This window comes from Enterococcus sp. 5H (genome assembly GCF_028128615.1).
Taxonomy (GTDB): domain Bacteria; phylum Bacillota; class Bacilli; order Lactobacillales; family Enterococcaceae; genus Enterococcus_L.
Genome location: NZ_AMDP01000026.1, coordinates 66454 through 73941 on the forward strand (window position 1 = coordinate 66454; position 7488 = coordinate 73941).

A 7488-nucleotide genomic window follows, 5' to 3' on the forward strand; every position below is an offset into this window, starting at 1 on the left:
TAATAGAGTAAGCACGTTAGCTTAGATGAGCAGTTCAAAATATAAAGATAGAGTTATGAAGCTAGATTGAGTAGAATAGTGTGAGAAGGAGTATACCAGATAAGAAATACAATCTTGTCTGGTATTTTTATTGTTTCTACAGGACACCAATAAAATTGTAGTCAATATCAATCAATTTAAATTTTACGATTCTCAATTATTTACTGTAGAAAGTTGATTAAGTCGAAAATACATTAAAATAATCATGTTAAATTATGATGCCGATGATAATTTTTCTTAGTCAATATGAGTTATTTTTGTCATAATAATTTCTTTAATTTTTGGAGAAGTAAGTTAGTTTTGGGCTAAAAAAATTATAGATAGTTTATGGAGCCGTAAAAACAAAAAATTTGATGTAGCTTTCAAAATATGAAATGTACAATAATAGCATTTCGTTAGGCTAAAAAATTTACTATAGAAACTTTTAAAATATTTTAGGGAAAAGCTAAATAAATATAAGTCACTGAAACTGAGTACAATTTGATAGGAATGATTTATAATTTAAAGTTTTTTACCATCATATTTGATATACTTGAGAAAAAGAAAAAAGGAGTGGCAAGATGGGAAAAAATCTATTTTCTAGATCTGATACAGGTGCAAAGGCTGCTTGGAAAGGTTTTTCATCACAAACAACGTATATTGCTTCAAGACTAATTAAACTTAAAGAGGACTTTGAATTTTGCCCTGAGCAAGTCGAAGATCTATTAATAAAAAAGAACGGAGTTGCTCATGAGATTGTCCAAGTAAAAAATCTTTCCACTCCACTTTCTTTGTCAGACTTGAATCCAAATGAAGCTGACTCTTTCTTTAGAAGATGTTTGTCGTATAAAGATGTCAATTCAAATATAGTTCTTAAAATTATCTCGTTTGGGAAGGTTGGTCCTGAAATTGCGGGCTTTAGTGATGTACAATCAATAGAATTCAAACAAATTAGCTCTAAATTAAATAAAAGTGGCTATGAAGAGGAAGACATAAACTGGCTCGGTAGTCATTTATCTATTGAAGAGGTAGATGAAGTTGAGCTAATTGACACAATCTACAGCCAATTAGCAGAAACCGTTGAAACTATGGTCTCTCCCATGATATTTTTAGATGTCTTGACACAGTACGTAGCTAATCTATCTAGGCATTCTGACTCCACTACTAAAAATTTGTGGTATAAAAAAATTAGACAAATAAGCATTGAATTGGCGGCAGTTAGAGGATTTGCGAAAGAATTTGGTAATTCTATACTTCCTATGACTGAATACGAACAAACTGAAAGTTTAGATAAGTTAAAAAAAGAATATGCGGTTGGCACTAATGCTCAGCCACAGCATATACGCTTAGGACTTGATATTACTAGGGATTATTGGATAGATCAAATAGAAAAATCTTTTCAAAATGAGAAGATAGTTGTTATAAAAGGAGCCTCTGGCCAAGGTAAATCATCTCTGTCATATCGATACTTATACAACTACTATTCAGAAAAAGACATTTTTTGCATTCAATCAGTTACTAATGAAGAACAGGCTCAGAATATTGCTATTGCTTTAGATGGTCTAGCGAAAGAGCATAGCGATATTATCGTGTATTATGATATCTCTCCTCAAGATACAAATTGGACTTGGATTTGCGAAAAATTACATGAATATGGTTCTGGATTCAGGTTGTTATTATCAATAAGAGAAGAAGATTACCGGAGGGCAAATATTGATAATTCGAAGACACCAATCGAATATATAGACCTTAGATTGAGTGTCAAAGAGGCGGAAATAATTTTTCAAAGATATGAAAATAATGAGTTTCGCTCTTTTAAAGAAGCATGGGATGCTTTCGGCGGAACTGGTCCATTAATGGAATTTACCTATATGCTAAATCAAAGCCAAACTTTGAGAAAGAAGCTTGAGTCCCAAATAAATCGAATAATTACCAGTGAAGATTATATTGAAGAATGGCTTGTGTCTTTGCTGGTTGTTAGTTATGCTGGAAAATTTAGCATTGATGTAGACACAAAAAAATTATTCTCGAATATTAATGTCAAAAATAGATCGAAAATGATATTTTTATTTGAAGAAGAATATCTAGTAAAAGTTTCTGATAATAGCAGAAAGATAAATTCGCTACATGCATTAAGAGCAAGTCTTATTTGCGATATACTACTAGAGTACCTTCTTGTTACTGAAATCGATGTTATCGATTTGGTCATGAATTCCACCAACACTAATTTGTTCTTTTTGTTAGTGTCATATTTTTATGATAATAATATAAATAATGAGTTATTAAATATTTTAAGTAGTGTAAAGTATGATTCATGGAAGTGTTACTCAAGTGTAATTCGAGCTCTGCTTTGGCTGGAACTACGAAAATATTACTTAGAAAATAGAGCCACTATATTTAGAATTGACAATCACTATCCTGGGAAATTTCCAATTTTTTTATTAGGAGATGTTACAACATACTATCCTCAGTTTGAAAGTGGTGAATTACTAGAGATTATGCGTGAAAGTCAACCTGAGAGGGTTCAGGTGATTGAAACTGATCTTACTATATTGAAAAGCAAAAAAATGAAATATGATTTTATCGACAAATTTATGAAGAATACTATAGACAACATACCTGTTTGTGATATAAACACCTCGGAAGAGTTAAGTGCAGCTGGTTATGGTCTTTTTTGGTTGGCACTTAGAGGCATAAAGATAGATGAGTCGAAGGTTAGTCTACAGGATAGTATTCTAGATAATGAAGAGTTTTTGGAGCCTCTTCTGAACTTTAGTGTTGGTATTCAAAAGCAAAGCATGATGCAAATTTACCAAAAGATTTATCCTGTATTATTAGAGAAAATTAAGATAAAATATGGAATTGTTTATCTTGTGGAGGATAAAAATTCATATGATGTATTTTGTCTCATGAATATATATGATACGGAGAAAGCAAAAATTCAATACGAAAATAGTTATATCATGTCAATAGTAAGTTCTTTTAGAAGGCTTTCAATTGAAAAGGACCAGTATAATGTCAAATTAATTGGTGATCAAATTATTGATAATCTGGAAATCCCAGAAGTCATTAAAACGATTAAAGCTAACAATTTACCCTGGTTGTGGGTTACAGAGATTAATGGATGGCTAATTAAACAGCACGAGTATGATATGCTGCCAGATAATTGGAATGAAGCAAATGATAACATTAAGATATGTATGAACCAAAATATTGAAATAATAAAAATTCTTGAACGTGGGTTAACACATTTCTATAAAAAGAAAAACTTTTCTAGATTAAATATGGATGAACTATCAAGCAAAGTTAATAGTGCTATGATTTATTTGAACAATAGTTTTCTTTACTATCCTAAAGTCTCTGTTGATAAGTTTGGAGTCAATAACAATAGAGTTATTGTGGACACTAACAACAGCTCTATGTCTAAAATTAATGAGTCTCTTAGGTTTTCTGAATCTACTAGTAATTACCAATTCAGTCGAGCTTTTTCTGATTATAGGATTAAATTAAGTTCATTTTATGAGAATATGTATAAGCTTTTAATAGAGCGTTTCAATGGAGGAGAAATCTCACACCAATCTAAATTATCACTTATCAATCTCGTAAACAGTGTTGATATTCTATACACAGCGAGAGAGATTTATAAAAAAGAGTTTCAAGTATCAAATGAGTTAATAACTACGGAAGATTATAATAATTTACTTGTTTTTGTGGCTATTTGGTCTCACCTGTACGAATCTGAGTTTAGGATTGAACGAAATATGAGATATGAAAGGAAAGAATATTTAAAGAGGTATCGAAAAAGAATATTTAACTTTTTAGAAAATAGAATACTTAGATATGATGGTGTTATTGATTTAGATGCCTCTGATAATATAATAATGAATGTAGAGTACTCTAGCTTGGAAAATATTTTCAAAAAACTAGTTGATGAATTCAATTATACTTTTCCAGAGATTGATATTTTTTCATTTGAAAATATTCTGTGGAAACAATCTTTTAAAGAAATTATTGTTAGTCCAAGCTTTTTGGGATATAAAGTGCCTCCTAGTTATAAATTATTAAGCGAAAAGTTTGCATATATAGATGATATTGAAAAACTAATGATGACTACTAAACAGACAGATGAAATAAAGATCGACCATCCCGCACTCGCTTCTTTTTTCAGGTACAATAGTTTGCAGATGGATTTACGCGTTTATTCGATATACTCATGCCAAGTTAATCAGTTTTTAGAAAATAAAAGAGATCATCAAGGTTATGATGAAAATATTTTTGGTGATTGGAAAATTAAAGTAAATAAAGTAATCTGTGATGATATTTTATCTTTAATATATGATAGTGCCTTGTCTGTTGTAAGTGAAATTAATAAAGATGGTAACCAAGAGCTGAATGGTAAAATAAGTGATTTAAATACTTTAGTTGAAGGATTTAAAGCAAAACTAGATGGATTGCTTGTCACAAGTAGCATCGAAAAATGGATAGACTTGATAAATCAACTTCATTTTTTATGTTCAGAACTAACCGATATGATTTCTTTTGATCTGGAAGAGCTACTAGTTACATCTAAAAAAAATAGAAAGCTTGGAAATGATGAGGAAAGTTTATAAACAAAAGATTCTCTCCTTTCATTGCCTATATAAGCAATGAAAGGAGAGGTTTTTATGAAAGGAAATTATTGGAATTAAAAGTTCACGATTTGATAAATAAGCATAATATTTCTTTAAGCGAGCCTTCTAATTACATGATATTGAAGTAGCAAGATGATTGAGTGAACTAGCGAATGACAAAAGACAAAGATATAAATTAATCATTTAATTAGAATTGTAGAAGCTTTGGATGTAGATGGGATTGGTGAGATTATTCAGTTAAAGAATATTGAATAAATTTATCTGGATTGTAGTCTTATATAATGTATAATGGTGATGAAGATAAAATGTGGTTAGATTATCACTATATGAAAGAATAATTATTTTTGTAAACGCTCTATTGTATTAACATATGAAAATAACTTGAAAGAAGGGAAATAAATTGGAATATGAAGAGATAAAGAATTTTGAATTAGTACAAATTCAAGAAAACAAACATCCCTTCAGTGGATTAGAAACAAAAGTTCTTAAAGAGATACTTGAATTTTACTATACAGGAAAATTGTCAGTGACAAAAATAATTGATAAGTTTGAGCTTGAATTTGATAAGGTTTCCAAATTTTCTGTGTATTTGCCATTTTTCTATACAACAAGAAAATGCCCTTACGATAATCGTTATCTAATTGCACAATTGCCTAGTAAATCTAGTTTAAAATATTTTTCCCCAGATGTTCAGTGTGAGAAGTGTGGTCATATTGAATATGATAAAGATAACAGAGAGTGTAGTTGTAGTAATTGTCAGTCAAAAAAAGAAAATGATAAAAAGAAAATTTCATCTATTATCCATGATATCTATTTGGATAGTGAAGTTGAACTTCAAGATATAAATGTTTTTGACAGAGTGAATATTGCAGCGCTATTCCAAATTAGCAATTTGGAGTTTAATTGTTTAGTGCCACAATATAAAACATATAAGGAATCAGTAAATGGCTTTACAATGGACACCCTTAGGGATTTAATTGATAAAGATATACTGAAAGTCTCTGAACAAACTCCATTAGAAGTTTTTTCAAAAATTACTGATACAAATTTTTCTTATAGAGTAGATGAAACACTCTTTTCATTAAATATAGTAAGCGAGCGCTATAGCAGAATAGAACTTTTTGAAGAGCTAAAGTATTTAGATAATATTGAGTTAGAAAATTCTAAGGAATATATTCATTTGTGGAAGAGTTACGTTATTCAGGAACTACTTAAGATATTTAGATTTGAAATGAATAAGTTGGGATTTTCTAGGGAATTGTATGATGAAGAAAAAGAAAAAATATTTTGTAATGCATTTGATGGGTGGCTTAAATTATATTCCCCATCACAAGTCTATGCGCTATTATATAAATCAATAAGAGATGCAGACAATGCGAGAACAACTGGGACTATTGGTAACTATAAGTATCATGAAATTAAGTTTATTATTGTACTCGTTGATAAAATGATTATTAAGTATGAGAAGGAAGGTTGGGAAGTTAAGAGCTATGATTATCCAAATCAATTAGAACTAGATATACAAACAAAATTATTTTTTGTGAATGTTGTTAAGGAAAAAAATTGGTTTGGTTCAATTATTCCAGATTGGAATCAAGTTACTTTTGAGAAAATTAGTACAAGAAATAGCATTATTATGAATTATGCGGAATATATAGATAAACTAGAACTCCAAAAAATAGATGATTTTTTAGAAAGAATGATTCAAACAGCTGAATATTACTACCTCATGCCTTATGGATTAGTAGTAAAGGATGGGCTTGTTGAGTGCTTATTTGCAACAAGTAAAGATTTAAGAGGATATTTAGATATTTTAAAAGAGTCTGGTCGAGTTGAAAAAGAGTATATTGGTGAAAGTGTTGAAACACAAATTTCACATAGTTCAAATCTTTATGTCAATGGAAGTTATTCATCAAATCTAATTTATCTTGCAATTAAGATGTTGATAGAGAATAGGGTTCCATCTATTGATGAATGGAAAAATAGTAATTAAAAAAATGTTAGGAGCGATCAGCATGATTTCCAAAGATTTAAGAAAGCAACTAAAGTTACCTGTCACAAAGGAGATAGTATATTATAGACGTCTTAGAGGAAAAGAGTATATTAAGTTTGATGTGGAGTCTATTGAAATACTAGAACAATATAATCCGTCAGGAAGTTACTCATTACAAATTGTTTTTGTTTAACGCAACTGAAAAGTGCACCACGTGATGATTGAAAACTGCACCAGTTAGTTTAACCAATTTTTTGTATCTTCCACACGGAAAGATTTCCCGCTTAAATCTAAAACGTGTGCCCGATGGGCAATTCGATCTACCATAGCTGCAGTAAGCATAGGATCCTTAAATACTTCTTCCCAACGGTCAAATGATAAATTTGTTGTAATAATCATTGAACCCGTTGATGTACGATTAGACAGTAAGTTAAAAAGAATTTCACTTCCTACTTGATCGAATGAAACATAGCCTAACTCGTCTAAGATGACTAAGTCATACTTACTAAATCTCCGTTTATAATAGGTCAGCTGGTTAGCGCTCATGGCTTCCTTTAACTCAACGACGAGATTAGGAATATTCGTGAACAAGACACTTTTTCCTGTCAAACATGCTTCCATACCAATGGTTGTTGCTAAATGAGTTTTACCAACTCCTGGATTACCCAATAAAATGAGATTTTCTTTTTTATCAATGAATTGAAGCTGCTGAAGCTCCTTGATTTGTTTTCTTAGTTTTGATGATAAATGACTATCCAGATAGTCATCAAACGTTACTTTTTGAGGTAATTTTGCTTGCCGAATCAATGTATGAATACGATTGTTTTTCCTTCGTTCGACTTCTAA

At 30.2% G+C, this 7488-nt stretch carries 3 protein-coding genes; 2 read left to right on the forward strand and 1 reads right to left on the reverse strand.

The genetic code is table 11. The features are described 5' to 3' along the window. The first annotated feature begins 599 nt into the window (after positions 1 to 599). Positions 600 to 4628: a hypothetical protein gene (locus tag C240_RS11230; RefSeq protein ID WP_271495682.1), complete on the forward strand. Its 4029-nt coding sequence runs from the start codon at positions 600 to 602 to the stop codon at positions 4626 to 4628. Positions 4629 to 5049: 421 nt separating this feature from the next. Next, positions 5050 to 6642 carry a hypothetical protein gene (locus C240_RS11235; protein WP_271495686.1) on the forward strand — a complete coding sequence of 531 codons (1593 nt, stop codon included), beginning with the start codon at positions 5050 to 5052 and terminating at the stop codon, positions 6640 to 6642. A 237-nt stretch (positions 6643 to 6879) separates the two neighbouring features. On the opposite strand, the gene istB is transcribed toward C240_RS11235, so the two are convergent. Beyond that, a partial coding sequence (istB, locus tag C240_RS11240; protein ID WP_271491642.1) for an IS21-like element helper ATPase IstB occupies positions 6880 to 7488 on the reverse strand: 609 nt, incomplete at its 5' end.

What these genes read in the sequence shown, in the direction of transcription:
- C240_RS11230 (WP_271495682.1), top strand. Translation starts at nt 600, where the DNA reads ATGGGAAAAAATCTATTTTCTAGATCTGATACAGGTGCAAAGGCTGCT.